Genomic DNA, 17192 nt, shown 5'->3' with positions numbered 1-17192 from the left:
TCGCTCGGAATGCCGATCTTGGCGCCGATCTCCTGGATCTGCTTCTTCTTCGCCGCACGGGCGATCTCGATGTCGGTCTTGAATTCGGCCATGACTCTCTTCCCTTGAGTTTGGTTCGGTTTCCGTGGAGCCTTGCGGGCTCCCAGATTAAAAACGAGGCGCTGCCTGGCCCGCCGCGCGGCAGGCCGAGACGACCGTATTGGCCATCAAAAGCGCGATGGTCATCGGCCCGACACCGCCTGGAACGGGCGTGATGGCACCGGCCTGTTCGGCCGCACTGGCGTAGTCGACATCGCCGACAAGCTTGGACTTGCCGTTGGCGCCACCGTCGAGGCGATTGATGCCGACGTCGATGACGGTCGCGCCCGGCTTGACCCAATCGCCCTTGATCATCTCCGGCCGGCCGACGGCAGCCACCAGAATGTCCGCGCTGCGGCAGAGCGCCGGCAAGTCCTTGGTGCGGCTGTGGGCAACGGTGACGGTCGCGTTGGCGTTGAGCAAAAGGTTGGCCATCGGCTTGCCGACGATGTTGGAACGGCCGACAACTACTGCGTTGAGGCCAGACAGGTCGCGGCCAAGCGCGCGTTCGATCAACAGCATTGAGCCAGCAGGCGTGCAGGGCACGAAGGCCGTGTCGAGTTCGCCGGTACCGAGCTTGCCAACATTGGTGAAATGGAAGCCGTCGACGTCCTTGTCGGCCGAAATCGTCTGGATGATCTTGCCGGCGTCCATATGGTCGGGCAGGGGCAGCTGGACGAGAATGCCGTGGATCTTGGGGTCGGCATTGAGCTTTTGCACAAGGGCGACCAGATCGGCTTCGGACGTGTCGCCGGGCAGGGCGTGCTCGATTGAATGGAAGCCGCACTCCTTGGCCTTCTTGCCCTTGGAGGCGACATAGACCTGGCTCGCGGGATCGTGGCCGACAATGACCACGGCAATGCCTGGAACCACGCCTGTTGCGGCGATCAGCTGGTCGGCCGCCACCCTGACCTTCGCCACCACATCAGCTGCGGCTACCTTGCCGTCAATTACGGTCGTCATGCTATGCCATTCCTCCCAGGCAAGCGCGTCCGAGCCCACGACCTGAGTCGTTGGATCGCAGCCCCGGATACACCATCCGGTCAGCTTTTTGCGCTGAATTTTCCCGTCTGAATCTATAGCAGTGCGGAAGGTGGAAAGTCAACCGTAATGCAAGAATCTTTCATGGAAAGAAATATTGGGCCCGCGCAGTTTCCTCGGGAGAGTGGTCACTTCGTGAAATGCTGGCCCAAAAGAAAAGGCCGGCTTGCGCCGGCCTTGACCATGGAGGCTGTCGCTGACCGTCAGATGACAAAGAACCAGTTGGCGAGCAGCACGACCACTACGCCCGCGATGAGCGTGAGGTAGGGCAGGATGCCTGCCTTGCGGTTCTTCAGGTCCTCCTGGCTGATGCCGAGGTCGTCGAGCATGTGCACCGGGAACTTGCCGCCGTCCTGGATGTAGTGGCGGTAGCAGAACACCGGGATGATCAGGGCTGCGGCGATGAAGCCGGCCCACAGTGCCCAAGGGTTCCAGACCTTGGCGCCAGCGCCCATGAACATGGCGTTGACGTAGGAGAGCAGGGCGCCCACCGCGATCAGGATGGTCGGTGCCTTCCATGGCCGGTGGATATGGCCATTGTCGATGCGGTGGATCCAGCCCGAGTTCAGGTTCAGGAAGTTGAAGATGATGTAGCCGCAGTTGGATACCGACAGCACGAAAAAGAAGCTGGTGGCGTCAGCCGCGGCAACGGCGAGCAGGAACACGTTGAAGATCAGGTCCGTCCACATGGCGCGCGTCGGTGCGCCGTGGCTGTTGACGTGGCTGAGATAGCGCGGCAGCCAGCCGTCGACCGAACCCTGGTAGAGCGTGCGCGAGGAACCGGCCATCGCCGTCATGATCGACAGCATCAGAGCCAGGATCATCAGCATCACCATGATCGAGGTAACGAAGCCCGCGCCGCCGACCATCCTGGCCATCGCCTCGGCGACGCCCGAGCCGTCGACGATGGGCGTGGCCAGCATGCCGTTGAGACCGAGAACGCCCTGGAAGGTGAACGGCACCAGCGTGTAAAGCGCCAGGCACAGAAGGCCTGAATAGAAGATCGCGCGCACGGTGTCGCGGCCGGGGTTCTTGAACTCCGAGGTATAGCAAATGGCGGTCTCGAAGGCGTAGGCCGACCATGCCGCGATGAACATACCGCCGAAGGCCAGGGTCCAGCCGGCAACGTTCCACGCGCCCGGTTCGGGAGAGTAGGCGGCGGCGAGCGGCACCAGCGGTGAATAGTTGTCCCAGTTGATCTGGCCGGTGATGATCGGGACGATGCCGACGATCAGCATGGGCACGATGACGATCAGGCCGATGTATTTCTGCACGTTGGCGGTGCCGAGAATGCCGCGATGCTGGATGGCGAAGGTGATCAGCATCAGGATTACGCCGATGAAGAACACCGAGTTGAGCGAGAAGCTGACCGGGCCGAGCGTGCCGTGATAGAGTGTCCAGGTGCGGATCGCGGGCGTAGCCGCAGCCGTCAGCGCGGCAACCGCATCAGCGGCGCTCGTGCCGACATTGGCGGCCATGTATTGCAGCACTTCGGGCGAGGTTTCGGTGAAACCGGGAATCGGTGCCAAGGCGTTGAGGATATAGGCGGCCGCTATCGAGCAGCCCAGCGAGAGCACCGGCGTCCAGGCCAGCCAGTTGCACCACACCGACAGCGGCGCGATGAACTTCGAATAGCGCAGCCATGCGGTGGCGCCATAGACCGACGCGCCGCCCGATTTGGACGGGAACAGGCCGGCGATCTCGGCATAGGTGAAGGACTGGATCAGGCCGAGAATGATCGAGGCGGTCCAGATCAGGAAGGCGATGTTGCCGGTGGTGCCGGCGATGCCGCCGATCGAAAACAAAACAAGCGCCGGCACGCCGCTGGCAACCCAGAATGCGCCACGCCAATCGATCGTTCGTTGCAGCTGGCCGTCCCCGGCGTCGCTGTGAGTTGCTGTTGTTGTGCTCATTGTGGTTCCCCGACTTGCTCAAAAAGGTCCCGCGCCTCCCAGCGCGGAACCGTGTGTTGTTGTTGGGTTCGCCGTGTCAGAGCACGAAGAACCAGTTGGCAATCAGAACCACGGCAAGACCTGCGATGAGGGTGACGTAAGGCAGGATGCCGGCCTTTCTCTTGCGCAGGTCGCTTTCGTGCATGCCGAGGTCGTCGAGCATGTGTGCCGGGAACTTGCCGCCGTCCTGGATGTAGTGGCGGAAGCAGAACACCGGGATGATCAGCGCGACCGTAAAGAGGCCGGCCCAGAGCGCCATCGGGTTCCACACCTTGGCGCCGGCGCCCATGAAGACGGCGTTGACGAAGGCGAAGATGGTGCCTGCGGCAAGCAGCCAGGTCGGCGCTTTCCACGGACGGTGGATGTGGCCGTTGTCTATGCGATGGATCCAACCGGCATTGAGGTTGAGGAAGTTGAAGATGATGTAGCCGCAGTTGGCGACGGCCAGGATGAAGAAGAAGCTGGTGGCGTCGGTGGATGCGATGGCCAGCAGGCACAGGTTGAAGATCAGGTCGGTCCACATCGCCCGGGTCGGGGCGCCGTGTTCGTTGACGTGGCTGAGATATTTGGGCAGCCAGCCGTCGACCGAGCCCTGGTAGAGCGTGCGCGACGAGCCAGCCATGGCGGTCATGATCGCGAGCAGCAGCGCAAGGATCATCAGCATGACGAGCAGGGTCTTTACCAGGCCGCCGCCGCCGACCATCGAGGCCATCGCATCGGCGACACCCGAGCCGTCGACGATCGGGGTTGCCAGCATGCCGTTGATGCCGAGAACGCCCTGGAAGGTGAAGGGTACCAGGATGTAGAGCAGCATGCAGAGCAGGCCGGAATAGAAGATCGCCTTGAAGGTGTCGGTTGCCGGGTTCTTGAACTCGCGGGTGTAGCAGACTGCGGTTTCAAAGCCGTAGGTCGACCATGCCGCGATGAACATGCCACCAAGCGCGAGCGTCCAGCCGGCGGTGTTCCACGAACCGGGTTCCGGCGCGTAGGCTGCGGCGAGGGGCACCAGCGGCGAATAATTGTCCCAGTTGATCTGGCCGGTCAGGATGGGCACGACGCCGACGACCAATAACGGCACGATGACCAGCAGGCCAACCACCTTCTGAACACTGGCGGTGCCGAGGATGCCGCGATGCTGGATGGCAAACGTCATCAGCATCAGGATCGCGCCGATCCAGAACGTGGCGTTGAGCGAGAAGCCGACCGGGCCAAGTGTGTGGCTGTAGAGCGTCCAGGTGCGGATGCCGGGCGTTGCGGCGGCGGTTACAGCCGCAACCGCGTCCGCGGCGCTCGTGCCGACATTGGCCGCCAGGTATTGCAGCACTTCAGGCGAGGTCTCGGTGAAACCCGGGATCGGCGCCAGCGCGTTGAGGATATAGGCAGCCGCGATGGTGCAGCCGAGCGACAGCACCGGCGTCCAGGCAAACCAGTTGCACCATACCGACAGCGGCGCGATGAACTTGGAATAGCGCAGCCAGGCGGTCGCACCATAGACCGACGCGCCGCCCGACTTGTTGGGGAACAGGCCGGCGATCTCGGCATAGGTGAAAGACTGGATGAACCCCATGATGATGGAGAGCGTCCAGATCAGGAATGCGATGTTGCCGGTGGTTCCGGCGATGCCGCCGATGGAAAAAAGGACAAGTGGCGGCACGCCGCTGGCAACCCAAAAGGCGCCGCGCCAATCGATTGTCCTTTGAAGTTGGCCGGCGGTTTCCGCCGGACTGACGTCCGTTACAGCGCTCATTGGCTCGGTTTCCCATTAATTTTGAATGTGCGTCGTCCACGCCCGAGTTCTCGGTTTCATGGCGCGACGCAGTTTCCGCTAAGGCTTCTTTTTTTCCTCAAAGTGAAGTTTGTCTGAATTCGATGCGGCGTCAAGCCATTTTGTCGCACTGCCAGGGGAAACAGCGGCAGGCGCGGCCCAGTTGGAAGACTGGTCAGTTTCAGCGCATCATCCCGGCCAAACCAAGCCTACCTGAACGGGTGGGAAATCCCGGTTTTCAGCTGTTTCACCCAGATGCAAGTCAGCGTGCCGGCAAAATTGCCGCATATACTGGAATGAAAAAATCATTCATGCTATGAATTCCACCCAAGGCCGAAGTCGCTCGGCCCCGGGAAGGATCGACTAGCGCAGGAGACGTCGAAGGCAGGTGAGTCCACCAACATAGGCGGGAGGAATATGAACGCCGAATGGAAGGGTCAGCGTCAGGGCATCGGGATTGAGGTGGTGCCGGTGGCAAAAGAGAACAACAGATTCAGGGTGCTGATTGCCGAGCGCAATCCGCTGGTCGTCGCTGCGTTGGGCGACATGCTCGGGCGAGACAGTCGGTTCGAGCTCGCTGAGACCGTGCAGACCGGCAAGGCCTTTCTGGAGGTCGCCGCCTCGCCAGATCCGCTGTTCGACATCGCCGTGCTCGGCTGGAAGCTGTCAGACATGGACTCGGGCGAGGTGCTCGCCGAGATGCAGCGGCGCGGACTGCATGCCCGCGTGGTGATCTTTTCCAACGACCACGACATTTCGATTCTCAAACAGTGCGTTCGCTTGGGCGTGCAGGGCTTCTGCTACCAATTCGACGATCCTGCGATCCTGTTCGACACGCTTGTCGCGGTGGCGCACGGCCGCATCTGCATTCCCTACATGGACGTGTCCAAGATAAACGACACGCCGCTGTCCAGGCTGACGACGCGCGAGCGCGAGTTGCTCTCGGTGCTGGCGGACGGCTGGACCAACCTGCAGATCGCGGCGCGCACGGGGATCTCGGAGAACACGGTCAAATACCACCTCAAGAATCTCTACGACAAGCTCGACGTCCGCAACCGCGCCATGGCGGTCGCGCTATACGCCAGCGAAAAGAACCGCGGGCCGAGCCTGAGCTCGTAGCGCGGCGCCTTTCCTGGAACGGGCCGGCGGCGCGCTGGCTCGCGGTGCCTGCTTTTGCATTGGTGGTCTGCTGTTGCCATGTGAGGACATCGGTGTGGAGTTTGAAACCGAAGGGCCGCCGGCAAGCCGAGCGGCCCTATTGATCTAGATCGCCATTCCTATGGGGCGAAATCTGCTCCGGCCGATCCGATAACGATGACGGGAGCGTCGTTGTTGTCGATGAAGTGGCCATCGAGATAGGGAAGCGCGCTCAGCCTGAATGATACCCCTACACCGAACCACCATTCGCGGGGCTGCAGCAACTCGTAGGTTCGATAGCCTGCCAACTGCGCATCAGGTGAGCCTAGAAAGTCGTTGTTCGACTTCATCGCTACTCGCTGCCGAGCATCCCACAGGTGCACATCCTGGATCGTTCCCGAGTTTCTGTACCCTGCAATCTGGTCGTATCCAAGAAAGACGCGGATCAGCTTCATCCGCTTGTCATCGAGGATCACGGGCGTTGGTATCGTGATGTGAAACCATCGCGCGAATCCTGGACGGATCGTGATTTGAGTGCCCCAACCAAAGTGATTGAAGCCGAAAAGACCGCCGTCTTCTGACGGCGGGTTCTCTGCTACCACTGCGTTCCCGTGGACCCAGCTGGCTGTAAATCCGACCATTTCGCTCCTCCTTTTGGAAAAGACGTAGGCCTGCTTTGATACCAGAATAGCGGATGGGCGAGAACTTTGGTGACGGGCTAGACCGGCTGGCCTAGTCGAGTATCAGGGCCTCTGCTGAAGGTCGTTGAGGGGGCATCGCGCCCGCAGACACTCCACAAAGCAAATGCCGCCCCGGTGGGGCGGCACTGAATGTCATGCGATCTGGATGCGCCCTGCCGGGTCGTTACTCCGCGGCGACTGGCGAGGCGGTGCGCAGATAGGACTCGAGCGAGTCGTCGAGGGCGTCCTTCCACGGCGTGTGGTGCGCCGGTGCCATCGTACCGGTGATGACCGACCGATAGGAGTGGTTGCGGAACTCCATGATGCCCTTCTTCTTGTGTTCCTTCCACTCGAAGAAGGCAGCGTTGGCGCCATCCACGTCGAAGCTCGGATAGTCGGTCTCGGCGATCAATTCCTTGACGTATTCGCCCTGGTACTCGATCGCGTCGTGGGAGTCCTTGCCGGCATCCTCGCGGGCGACGCGGTCCTCGACGTCGGCGACCATCGCCTGCTTGGTCGACGGTAGCTTGATGCGGCCAAGGATGACGTCGCGCGTCCACCAGGCCTGTGCGTCGAACATGTTGAAGGTGAACCACTGGTCCTGCATGCCGAGATAGAACATCGCCGGATTGTGGACATAGGCGACGCCCTTGTAGAGGTCGGCGGTCGCTAGCCGGTTGGCGGTCCTCAGACGCAGGTCGTCAGGCAGGAACGGGAAGTGGTGCTTGTAGCCGGTGCACAGGATGATCGCGTCGATGCGCTTGGTCGATCCGTCCTTGAATGTCGCGGTGTTGACCTCGACCTTTTCCAGAAGCGGCCGCTCTTCCCAGTTGTCGGGCCATTTGAAGCCCATGGGTGCTGTGCGGTAGCAATTGGTGATCGACTTGGCGCCGTACTTCCAGCACTGCGAGCCGATGTCCTCTGCCGAATAGCTGGTGCCGACGATCAGGATGTCCTTGCCGGCGAACTCGCGGGCGTCGCGGAAGTCGTGGGCGTGCAGGATGCGGCCGTTGAAGCGGTCGAAGCCGGGGAACTCAGGCACGTTGGGAGTCGAGAAATGGCCCGAGGCGACGATGACGTTGTCGAATTCCTCGGAGTAGCAGTGATCTTTTGGCAGGTCCTGCACGGTGACGGTGAACTTCTTGGTCTCTTCGTTCCAGGTGACCATGCGCACGACGGTCTCGAAGCGGATCCACTTGCGGACGCCCGCCTTGTTCACACGGCCTTCGATATAGTCGAAGAGCACGGCGCGGGGCGGATAAGAGGCGATCTGCTTGCCGAAATGTTCCTCGAAGGAATAGTCGGCGAATTCCAGACCTTCCTTGGGGCCGTTGGACCAGAGGTAGCGGTACATCGAACCATGGACCGGCTCGCCATACTGGTCGAGGCCTGTGCGCCAGGTGTAGTTCCACAGGCCGCCCCAGTTGGCCTGCTTTTCGAAGCAGACGACTTCCGGGATATCCGCGCCCTTGGCGGCGGCCGACTGGAATGCTCTCAACTGAGCCAGACCCGACGGTCCGGCACCGATCACGGCGACACGCTTGGCTGTCATGGGGTTTCCTCCTTTTGGTATAGACCAAATTTCGTTATTGGTTCCTCTGGTTCAATTATGTTGCCTGCCATTATACCAATTTGTCAACGACGTGTTTCCTGTGGGGAAGGAAAATTTCGCACAGCCAGGATGAAGCGCTCATTTTTTGGTGGTATTCACAGACATGCCGAACTCCAGCTTTGCCCATCGACTCGCGGTTTCCAGCGTCTTGCCCCGGTTTTCCGTCGGCATGCCGGACGCCGTGAACATTGGATTCCTGGCTCCCCTCAGCGGTCAAGCGGAGTCTTGGGGCTTGCCCGGATTGCACGGATGCCGGATCTGGGAAGACTGGCTGAACAAGACCGGCGGGTTGTTGATCAACGGCCGCCGCTATCCGATCAAGATCGTGGAGTTCGATTGCGGCTACGATGCGGGGAGGGCCGCGGAGGGAGCACGCCATCTGGTCGAAAGGCATGACGTCAAGCTGATGATGATGCTGGGCGGGGATACGATGGCGCTGATAAGGGACTATCTGACCCATCGAAAAGTGCTGACTTCAACCCTGCTGCCGAGCGACCTGTCGCCGGATACGCCTTACCTGATTGCGCCAAGTGAACTGCATCCGATCTTCAACGTGACGGGGGTGGAGTGGCTGGCGCAGGCACGGCCGGAACTGCGGACGGTCGCGATCTGCAGCCAGACCGATGCGCTTGGCCTGCCGTCGCTGGCGACCTACCGCGCGGCCTTCAAGGCGGCCAAACTGGAGATTGCCAAGGAGATCCAGTACGACCCCGACGCGACCGATGCCTCTGCGATCGTGCAGCCGATGCTGGACTCTGGTGCCGACATCCTGTGCTGGTGCACCAGCTACACGCCGATGGTCCATGCGATGACCGAGTATGCCCATGCGCAGGGCTTCAAGGGCCAGATCATATCCTGCACACTGGATTATTATGACCGGCTCGTTGCGCGAACCTCCGTTGAATTCATGGAAGGTTTCGTCTTCCAGTTTCCTGATTTCGACGATGCAGGGCTGACCGACAAGACATTCTTCTTCAACCAGCCCAAGGGCTTCTTCGACGAATACAATTCCCGCTTCCCCGGCACCTGGACGGCGGTGAGTTGGGAATACGTCGCCATCCTCGACATCTGGCATGCGGCGGTTGAAAAATCCAACAGCGTCAATCCCGTATCCGTGCTGGCGGCAATGAAGCAGCTTGGCCATGTCACCCATGCTTTCGGTCCGGCGCATTGGTGGGGCGAGAGCATGTTCGGCATCGACAACGCCCTGGTCGGAGACTGGCCGGTGGTGACGCTGAAGGATGGCAAAGCCAGGATTGCCGCGTTTGGCTCAATTCCCCGCTGGCTGGAAAACCATGGTGGCCTTCTCAAGCAGGAGATGTCGGATCTGGGTCAGCTTTGGGAGCAGCGACTGCGATCTAGCGGGAATGGAACCGCCCTGCAGGCAAGGACGCCAGAATCAGTCCTGCAGAAGTAGCTTCTGCTCCTCGACGAGGTGCAGCTTGATGAACTCGACGGCCCGCTCGACGTCGCGCGAGGCAATCGCATTGAACAGCGCGTTGTAGCGCTGCTGGTATTCGAGGATCTTTTTTGGCGACAAATGCCGGCGCAGCTGCGTGGTGCGGAAGCTTACCCTGCATGCCTCGATCGCCAGATTGTAGCAGGATGCCAGCAAGGGGTTGTGCGTGCCCTCGGCGATCTTGCGGTAGATTTCCTCTTCGCATTTGACGAAAGCGGCAACATCGGTGTGCACGTTTTCGATCTGCGACATCAGCTGTTCCAGTTCCCAGACCTCGCGCGGCGTCATGTTGATGACCGCGAGGCGAACCATTTCGGGTTCGAGGATGCCACGTACGACGAGGTGGTCCAGAGGGCTGGTTTCCAAGGCGACCGAGTTGTCTGCGCGCTCAGGCAATTCTTCCGAGCGATAGGTGACGAAACTGCCGCTCCCGGGACGCCGCTTGATGACCTTGCGGTCCTCCAGCACATCCAAAGCCTCACGTACGGTGTTGCGGGCCACCCCCAACTCCGAAGCCAGCGCCCGTTCCGAAGGAAGGCGCGTATCGAGCGGGTATTCCTCGGATCTGATCTTGGCGAACAACCGATCGAGCACGGTCTGCACCGTCGCTCCCACCGAGTAGGAGGCGATGATTTGCGATGTGAGTTGGCCGGTTTCAACCTTCATTGCGCGACCTTGCATGTCCATTCTACCTCGGGGCCACAGCGCCGGACGAATCCTACCGCAGCACAATCCGAGTTTGAAATAGTTCTCGAATCTGATCCAGTATCACGGTTGAACCGACCGGGACAATCGTCCGGCGGGGCAAGGCCATACGGCCCCGAACATCGCCGCGAAGCCATCTGGCGGACGGTCACTTCACCTCATTTTCCGGCAATGCGACGAAACGAAGCCTTGCGGGCGCGGGAAAATTGGGTATTCTTGAGACTGAAATAATTTTACACACAGGCAAATTATAGACGAGGTGGCGATGACGATTTCAGTCTACCCCGAAATTGTGGCCGGCCCGCCGCGTCCGAGCCTGATCCTCCAGCCTGGGCTTCTGGTGCCTGGGCTGGAACGTTACCATGTGCCGGGTCGCGGCGCCGCGCTCATCGACATCGAGGCCGGCGACACGGTGAGCATACGCAATGCCGAGGGCGGCCAGCCTTGCGAACTTGTGGCATTCGACAAGAGTGGGCGAGCCGATCCAGCCATTTTGGGCACGCGAGCAAACAGCGATGCGGCGGGGCTGAAAGCCCTGCTGGTCAATGGCGACGACAGCCTGCGCGCCTTTCGCGCTGGACTCGAGCGTCGCAAGCTCGAGCTTGGACGCGCCGAGGCCGTACGGTTCTTCGATGGCGCAACGCCGGCGGGCACGGAAGAAAGATTCGTTGTCGCGCGCGACGGCTCGCTGGTGGTTGCTGCCCCCGGTGCGCCGATGGCCATCGACAGCCACGACACCTCGACACCTCTGGTGGTGATGGTCAAGCGTGCCAGAATCCGGCCTGCCGGCCGCTCGGACCTGCCCGATCCGCTTGCTGATCCCGTGCTTGATCTCAGGGTCAAGTCGAAGACGGCGGAGTCATTCTTCGTCAAGGCCGGCGACTATATCCAGATCATCGATGTCGATGGCCGCCAGTGTACCGACTTCCAGTGCTTCTCGGCCCGCAAGCTCGACAAGGGCAGGGACCTTGCGCTTGACGTGACTGCAACCCGCTCGCTGATGGGGCATGCCTATCCTATGCCCGGGCTGCATGCCAAATACTATGATCAGGATTTCGAGCCGCTGGTCGAGGTGATCCAGGACACCTGCGGTCGCCACGATGCCTTCGCGCTCGCCTGCTATGCCAAGTATTACGACGACATCGGCTATCCCGGCCACATCAACTGCTCGGAGAACTTCAACGGCGCGCTCGCCGATAGGGGGGTGACGCCGCGCGCAGGCTGGATGGCGGCGAACTTCTTCTTCAATACCGGCATCGACGCCCATGGCGTGATGTATTCCGACGAACCCTGGTCGCGGCCGGGCGACTATGTGCTGCTGCGCGCGCTGACCGACCTCGTCTGCGTGTCCTCGGCATGCCCCGACGACACCACTCCGGCCAATGGCTGGAACCTCACCGACATCCACGTCCGGACCTATTCCGGGCAGAACAAGTTCCAGCGCGCGATCGCCCGACGCACGACCCCGGAGGCCGAACCCAAGATGACCCGCGAGACCGCCTTCCATTCAAGCTTTGCCAAGCACACCCGCAACTTCATCGAGTACAAGGGCTTCTGGCTGCCCCAGGAATTCGCCAAGGAAGGCCCGATCGAGGAATACTGGGCCTGCCGTCAGAAGGCGGTGGTGATGGACCTGTCGGCCCTGCGCAAGTTCGAGGTTACCGGCCCGGATTCTGAAGCGCTGCTCCAGTACACGCTGACCCGCGATGTCAAGAAGCTCGGCGTCGGCCAGGTCGTCTACACCGCCATGTGCTACGAGCATGGCGGCATGATCGACGACGGCACGTTGCTTAGGCTCGGCAAGGACAACTTCCGCTGGATCTGCGGCGACGACTATTCCGGTGAGTGGCTGCGCGAGGTCGCCGAAAAGCTCGGCCTCAAGGTACTGGTGCGTTCGTCGACCGACCAGATGCACAACATCGCCGTCCAGGGCCCCAACAGCCGCGATATCCTGAAGGAGATCGTCTGGACGCCGCCGCACCAGCCGGCGCTGTCGGAGCTCGAATGGTTCCGCTTCACGATCGGCCGTATCGGCGACGCGCAAGGCGTACCAATCGTTGTCTCGCGCACCGGCTACACCGGCGAACTCGGCTACGAGGTCTGGTGCCATCCGCGCGACGCCGAGAAAGTCTTCGACGCTGTGTGGGAGGCGGGCCAGCCGCATGGGCTCAAGCCCATGGGTTTTGCAGCCCTCGACATGGTGCGCATCGAGGCCGGCCTGATTTTTGCCAACTACGAGTTCTCCGACCAGACCGACCCGTTCGAGGCCGGCATCGGCTTCACCGTGCCGCTCAAGACCAAGACCGACGACTTCATCGGCCGCGAGGCGCTCATCCGACGCAAGGACAACCCGATCCACAAGCTGGTCGGCCTCGACATCGACAGCAACGTCGCTGTCGGCCATGGCGACTGCGTCCATATCGGCCGCGCCCAGATCGGCATCGTTACCTCGTCGATGCGCTCGCCGGTGCTGAACAAGAACATCGCGCTCGCCCGTGTTGACGCGACGCACGCCAATGTCGGCACCGAGGTCGAGATCGGCAAGCTTGACGGCCACCAGAAGCGCCTGCCGGCTCGTGTCGTGCCTTTCGCCCACTACGATCCGAAGAAGGAAAAGCCGAGGTCATAAGCAGTCGGTATCGGCATGCTTGCATAAGCCCCGCAATCTGCGGGGCTTTTTGTTTGAAGATGGCGGAACTTGGCTTATTCACGATGAATAGGGAAACTGCTGGCGCAAGGTAGCATCGTGGAAATATTTTCTTGGTCGCCCATTGTACTGACGCTCCCCTTCATTGCGATGGGCGCCATTTCATTTTTCCTGGGTACGGCGTTTCTGGCGATCTTTGCCCGGCAGGCGCAACGCAATCCCTTGTCCATGCCGGTCGCCGCCTTCGTCGGAACGATCACTACGGCCTGGGCCTTGTCGCTCGGGTTCACTGCCGCGGATGTCTGGTCGGTCAATTCGCGCGCCAGTGAGGTCGCCAGCGCGGAGCGCTCTTCGATGATGCGGCTTGCCGGCATGGCGAAGCCTGAAGCTCTTGCATCCCACCAGTTGATAAATGGCCTTCTGGCCTACAAGGGTGCCGTTGTCTCGGTCGAATGGGACAATGCCAACCGCTTGCCCGCGCCAGCGGCAGAGCAGGCCTTGCAGGACATCCGACTTGCTTTGATCGGGCTGTCGAAAAGAGGCCTTCCAGACCCGATCATCGGCCAGATGGTCCAGGATTTCGACGAGTTGCAGGACGCACGCAACTCGCGCCTCGCAATAGGGGCAAGCTCGGTCAATCAACTCAAATGGTATCTTGTGCTGTTCCTGACGATGCTATCGGCAATCGTCATTGGGGCCGTCCACGCCGACCGGCCCTACGCGGGCAGGAAGTCGATTCTCATATTTTCGGTAACGGCAAGCGTCAGCCTGTGGATCCTTGCCCTTCACGCCAACCCGTATGTCGGGGTGGCGCAAGTGACGTTGGGCGACGCTCGGATCTAGCCCTTGCTGCCTCATCTCTTCTTTGGCGCGCGCGCTGGCTCCGAAGTCAGGCTCGCATAAGCCAGTACGATGGCAAAGAAACCAAACGCTGCAAGCACGCCGGCTACGGTAACAATGGTCTCGGTTGGCATGTCTTTTCTCCATCCTTGGATGATGAGCATGCTCATCCCCAGGCGAATGGACCGCCTTGACCTGAATCAACCCTGGAAAAAAGACCTCCGACTGCCGAAGCGCGGGCGGTTCAGGCGACGTTGCCCTTGGAGCTACGCTTTGGCGCAGTGTTCCGCATGGCAAGCCAGGCTTCGGCCTGATTGCCCGGCATCGGAAAGGCGACGCCGTAGCCCTGTACCGCAGGGCAGCCAAGCCCATGGAGGAAGCTCAACTCGGTTTCGGTTTCCGCGCCCTCGGCGACAATGGAAATGCCCAGGCCCCGCGCCAGCTCGATGATTGCCTTGACGATCTTGGAATTTGCCGGGCTGCTGTCGATATTGCGGATGAAACGGCGGTCGATTTTCAGCCGATCGACCTCGTTGGCGCTGATATGCGACAGCGATGCGTAGCCGGTGCCGAAATCGTCCAGTTCCATTCGAATACCGGCTTTGCGCAGACGCTTCAGCGTCAGTCCGATGCCGCTGTTTTCGTCGTCAAGCATGACCGACTCGACGATTTCCAGCGCGACAAGTCGCGTCGGCAAGCCTGCAGTCTTGAGAAGGGCGAGCAGGTGGCTGGCAAAATCGGCTTCCCGCAGCTCATGGGCCGACACGTTGAGCGAGAGCCGGCCGAAATCCAGCCCACCACGATGCCATGCCGAGGCGGTGTGGATTGCCTTGGCGAAAATGATGCGGCCGATCGCCGGCATCAGCCCGGCCTTTTCCGCCGTGGGAAGGAATTCGCCCGGTGCAACGTTCCTGCCGTCGACCTCCCAGCGCACCAGAGCTTCGACGCCGATCACCTTGCCGCTCTGCAGCGAGACCTGCGGCTGGAAATGCACGGCGAAAGCCTGGTCGGCGATTGCCCCGCGCAGGTCGCGTTCCAGATTGGCCTGTTCCTCGAACTTGTCGCGCAACGTCGCGGCAAACAGTTGATAGCCGCCACGTCCCTCTGCCTTTGCGCGGTATAGCGCCAGGTCGGCGTTGACGATCAGATCGCTGATGGTGCTCGTGGTGTCGTGGAACAGCGCCACGCCAGCGCTAGCGCTGGGCTTCAACGAGGTTCCGGAAAACTCCAGCGGCTGCTTGAGAGCGGCGGTTATGCGCGCGGCCACTTCTACGGCCGCGGCTTCCGAACTCACATCTGTCAGGATCACCGTGAACTCGTCGCCGCCCAGGCGCACGCAAACGTCGGAATCGCGCACATTGGCCAAAAGGCGCTTGGCGGTTTCTATCAGCACGGCGTCGCCTGCGGCATGGCCAAGCGTGTCGTTGATGCCCTTGAAGTGGTCGAGGTCGAGATGGATGACAGCCATTTTCTCGCCCTTGCGCCTGGCGGCGGCGAGGGCCGTGTCCATGTAGTCGTTGAGGAATGCCCTGTTGTAGAGGCCGGTCAGCGCGTCGTGATTGGCCGCAAATGTCATCTGGTCCCGGGCCCGAAGCAGTTCGCTTGTGCACGACACGACCTTGCGGACCAGAGGCGCGAAAATCAGCACGGCCTCGGCCAGCAGCAGCAGCAAGGTGAGGACGAAGACGGTCAGGTGGATCTTCTCCACCGCCGCGCCTTTCTCGGCTGCCTCCGACGAAAACAGACGGGTCAGCGTTTCATATTCGCGCCGGGCCTTTTCGGCGATATAGAGCCTGAGGGCGGCAAAGTGGGCGGTGGCATCGGCCGGCATCTCGGCCGACACCGAGGCGGGGAGCAGGTCGAGGAACGAATTGACGGTGTGGGTCAGTATCCGCGTCGACGCCTCGATCTGGCCGGGCGCCTCGTTGAAGAGCTTGGTTGCGTCCTCGGAAAGCTCAAGCCGGTGAAGCGGTGATCTTGCGTCGGGCGATCCATTGCGAAGGATCTGCTCATTCGCAAGGAAAGCATCGAGCGAAGTTTTGAGGTTCTGGCGAGCCTGGGTGCGCAGCCACTGCGCGTCGGCCGTATAGGCCTCGGTGGCGCTCAACAATATTCTCTGCGACAGCATCTGCTGGCGGGCGCCGAGCTCGATGAGTGCTGTCTTCTGGCCGTTCGCCGAAATCACCGAGCTGAGCATGAAGAAGCTGGCGGTAGCCAGCGAACCGATCAGGATCAAGGCGGCTAGATACGACGCCTTGGTCTTTCGCATCAGCCCATGCGCAAGCTTCTGGTGTTCCAGGCTGGCTGCCACGCTCGCCGACATGTCGATCCCCCGCTTCCCTAAAAGAAGTTCCCCCGGGGCAGCAACATGCAGAAGAATGATGAATTGGTTGTAAATGCCAAGTGCTTCAGGCGCGGAATGGTAGAATTCAGCGAAAGACCCAGTTCGGCCCACGACCGGTAGAAAGTATTGTGGAAACGTCGGTGCTGCGGACTATCCATTCTTGCCAAAAGGCATCCATAGATTGGTGGGTTTTGCTTCATCGCGACATGGAACGGAAAGGGCTACGGTCGCCGAGGTCCGTCTTGGATATAGTCGGAGGCGGCGGTTCACCTTTTATGCCGGCGCGGCAGATGCGCGACGAAGATCGGGCGCGAGCCGGCGAGAGAACCAAGGACTACAGTGTTCTTGATGGCGCCCTGGTGCGTAGCCGAGCGGCTTCCAACGCTCCCTTGGGCCGCTGGATGCTTGGTCATCGAAAATGAGAACATCATCACCGCACGCCACAAGCAGGTCGTAGGGTATCTTCGTGGGGCGTCCGAAAATGCTTGGCCAGGACCAAAAGCCCGAGAAGTGTGTTCGGCGCAATGCAGCCACAACCCTTCATTCCTAGGGTCACCTCAAACGCCGCCTATCTGCCCGCGGGGGGGCGCAGTTGACGCGCCATGCGGGCCCGCTCGCTGTATCGCTCCGCTATCACCTGGGCCTCGTTACCCCCAACTCCGATGCCTGCTTCATCAACGTAGATGGAAACGACCTAAGTTGGCGCGATGGTTAGGTCATCATGTTCGATGAGACCTACCTCCACTATGTACGCAATGACACCGACGCAGGCCGGCTGATCCTCATGTGCGATGTGAAACGTCCACTCAACCCACTAGGGGCGGCGTTCAACTTTTTGATCGTGTCCCGCTAAGTGGTGTAGCTTGCGGCATTGGTCGCCGAGCTCTCCGGCATTGGCCGGGCTGATCAGCGCGCCACGGCTGGCAGGCTGA

General features: G+C 61.0%; 12 protein-coding genes and 1 pseudogene. 5 read left to right on the top strand and 8 right to left on the bottom strand.

What is annotated here, in order from left to right; all coding sequences use genetic code 11:
• Positions 1 to 147: 147 nt before the first annotated feature.
• The 3 genes from folD to C8K44_RS26315 form a co-directional block, all read right to left on the bottom strand.
• Entirely contained in the window at positions 148 to 1041 is an 894-nt protein-coding gene (folD, locus tag C8K44_RS26325; RefSeq protein WP_109578721.1) for a bifunctional methylenetetrahydrofolate dehydrogenase/methenyltetrahydrofolate cyclohydrolase FolD, read from the bottom strand.
• A gap of 281 nt (positions 1042 to 1322) precedes the next feature.
• Positions 1323 to 3032: an APC family permease gene (locus C8K44_RS26320; protein ID WP_109578718.1), complete on the bottom strand. Its 1710-nt coding sequence runs from the start codon at positions 3030 to 3032 to the stop codon at positions 1323 to 1325.
• Between the two features lie 76 nt (positions 3033 to 3108).
• Positions 3109 to 4818, bottom strand: coding sequence for an APC family permease (locus C8K44_RS26315; protein WP_109578717.1), 1710 nt, complete (start codon positions 4816 to 4818; stop codon positions 3109 to 3111).
• 435 nt (positions 4819 to 5253) lie between these two features.
• On the opposite strand from C8K44_RS26315, the gene C8K44_RS26310 reads away from it, so the two are divergent.
• Positions 5254 to 5955: a response regulator transcription factor gene (locus C8K44_RS26310; protein ID WP_109578716.1), complete on the top strand. Its 702-nt coding sequence runs from the start codon at positions 5254 to 5256 to the stop codon at positions 5953 to 5955.
• A gap of 158 nt (positions 5956 to 6113) precedes the next feature.
• On the opposite strand, the gene C8K44_RS26305 is transcribed toward C8K44_RS26310, so the two are convergent.
• Together C8K44_RS26305 and C8K44_RS26300 are read right to left on the bottom strand one after the other, a co-directional pair.
• Positions 6114 to 6614 carry a hypothetical protein gene (locus tag C8K44_RS26305; protein ID WP_109578715.1) on the bottom strand — a complete coding sequence of 167 codons (501 nt, stop codon included), beginning with the start codon at positions 6612 to 6614 and terminating at the stop codon, positions 6114 to 6116.
• 223 nt (positions 6615 to 6837) lie between these two features.
• Positions 6838 to 8205 (bottom strand): NAD(P)/FAD-dependent oxidoreductase, encoded by a 1368-nt coding sequence (locus C8K44_RS26300; RefSeq protein WP_109578714.1) that lies wholly within the window; start codon positions 8203 to 8205, stop codon positions 6838 to 6840.
• A 163-nt stretch (positions 8206 to 8368) separates the two neighbouring features.
• Here C8K44_RS26300 and C8K44_RS26295 point away from each other — a divergent pair, with 163 nt between their 5' ends.
• Complete coding sequence (locus tag C8K44_RS26295; RefSeq protein ID WP_109578720.1) at positions 8369 to 9682, top strand: ABC transporter substrate-binding protein; 1314 nt, start codon at positions 8369 to 8371, stop codon at positions 9680 to 9682.
• Here C8K44_RS26295 and C8K44_RS26290 read toward each other — a convergent pair.
• On the bottom strand, positions 9665 to 10390 hold the full coding sequence (locus C8K44_RS26290; protein WP_109578719.1) for an FCD domain-containing protein: 726 nt from the start codon (positions 10388 to 10390) through the stop codon (positions 9665 to 9667). The genes C8K44_RS26295 and C8K44_RS26290 overlap by 18 nt on opposite strands.
• Positions 10391 to 10694: 304 nt before the next feature.
• Here C8K44_RS26290 and C8K44_RS26285 point away from each other — a divergent pair, with 304 nt between their 5' ends.
• Both C8K44_RS26285 and C8K44_RS26280 read left to right on the top strand, forming a co-directional pair.
• Entirely contained in the window at positions 10695 to 13058 is a 2364-nt protein-coding gene (locus tag C8K44_RS26285) for an aminomethyltransferase family protein (RefSeq protein ID WP_109578713.1), read from the top strand.
• A gap of 117 nt (positions 13059 to 13175) precedes the next feature.
• On the top strand, positions 13176 to 13919 hold the full coding sequence (locus C8K44_RS26280; RefSeq protein WP_245417649.1) for a hypothetical protein: 744 nt from the start codon (positions 13176 to 13178) through the stop codon (positions 13917 to 13919).
• Between the two features lie 11 nt (positions 13920 to 13930).
• Here C8K44_RS26280 and C8K44_RS27620 read toward each other — a convergent pair whose 3' ends face one another.
• A complete protein-coding gene (locus tag C8K44_RS27620) occupies positions 13931 to 14080 on the bottom strand; it encodes a hypothetical protein (protein ID WP_158282809.1) in 150 nt (49 codons plus the stop codon).
• An 80-nt stretch (positions 14081 to 14160) separates the two neighbouring features.
• Positions 14161 to 16239 (bottom strand): EAL domain-containing protein, encoded by a 2079-nt coding sequence (locus tag C8K44_RS26275; RefSeq protein ID WP_109578711.1) that lies wholly within the window; start codon positions 16237 to 16239, stop codon positions 14161 to 14163.
• Positions 16240 to 16852: 613 nt separating this feature from the next.
• Between C8K44_RS26275 and C8K44_RS26265 the strand changes: the two are divergent.
• A pseudogene (locus C8K44_RS26265) lies at positions 16853 to 17113 on the top strand (aspartyl/asparaginyl beta-hydroxylase domain-containing protein).
• The last annotated feature ends 79 nt before the right edge of the window (positions 17114 to 17192 follow it).

It is taken from the genome of Aminobacter sp. AP02 (assembly GCF_003148805.1).
Classification (GTDB): Bacteria; Pseudomonadota; Alphaproteobacteria; order Rhizobiales; family Rhizobiaceae; genus Aminobacter.
Note: the sequence above shows the minus strand (reverse complement) of the source record. Positions and strands in the feature narration are given on the sequence as shown.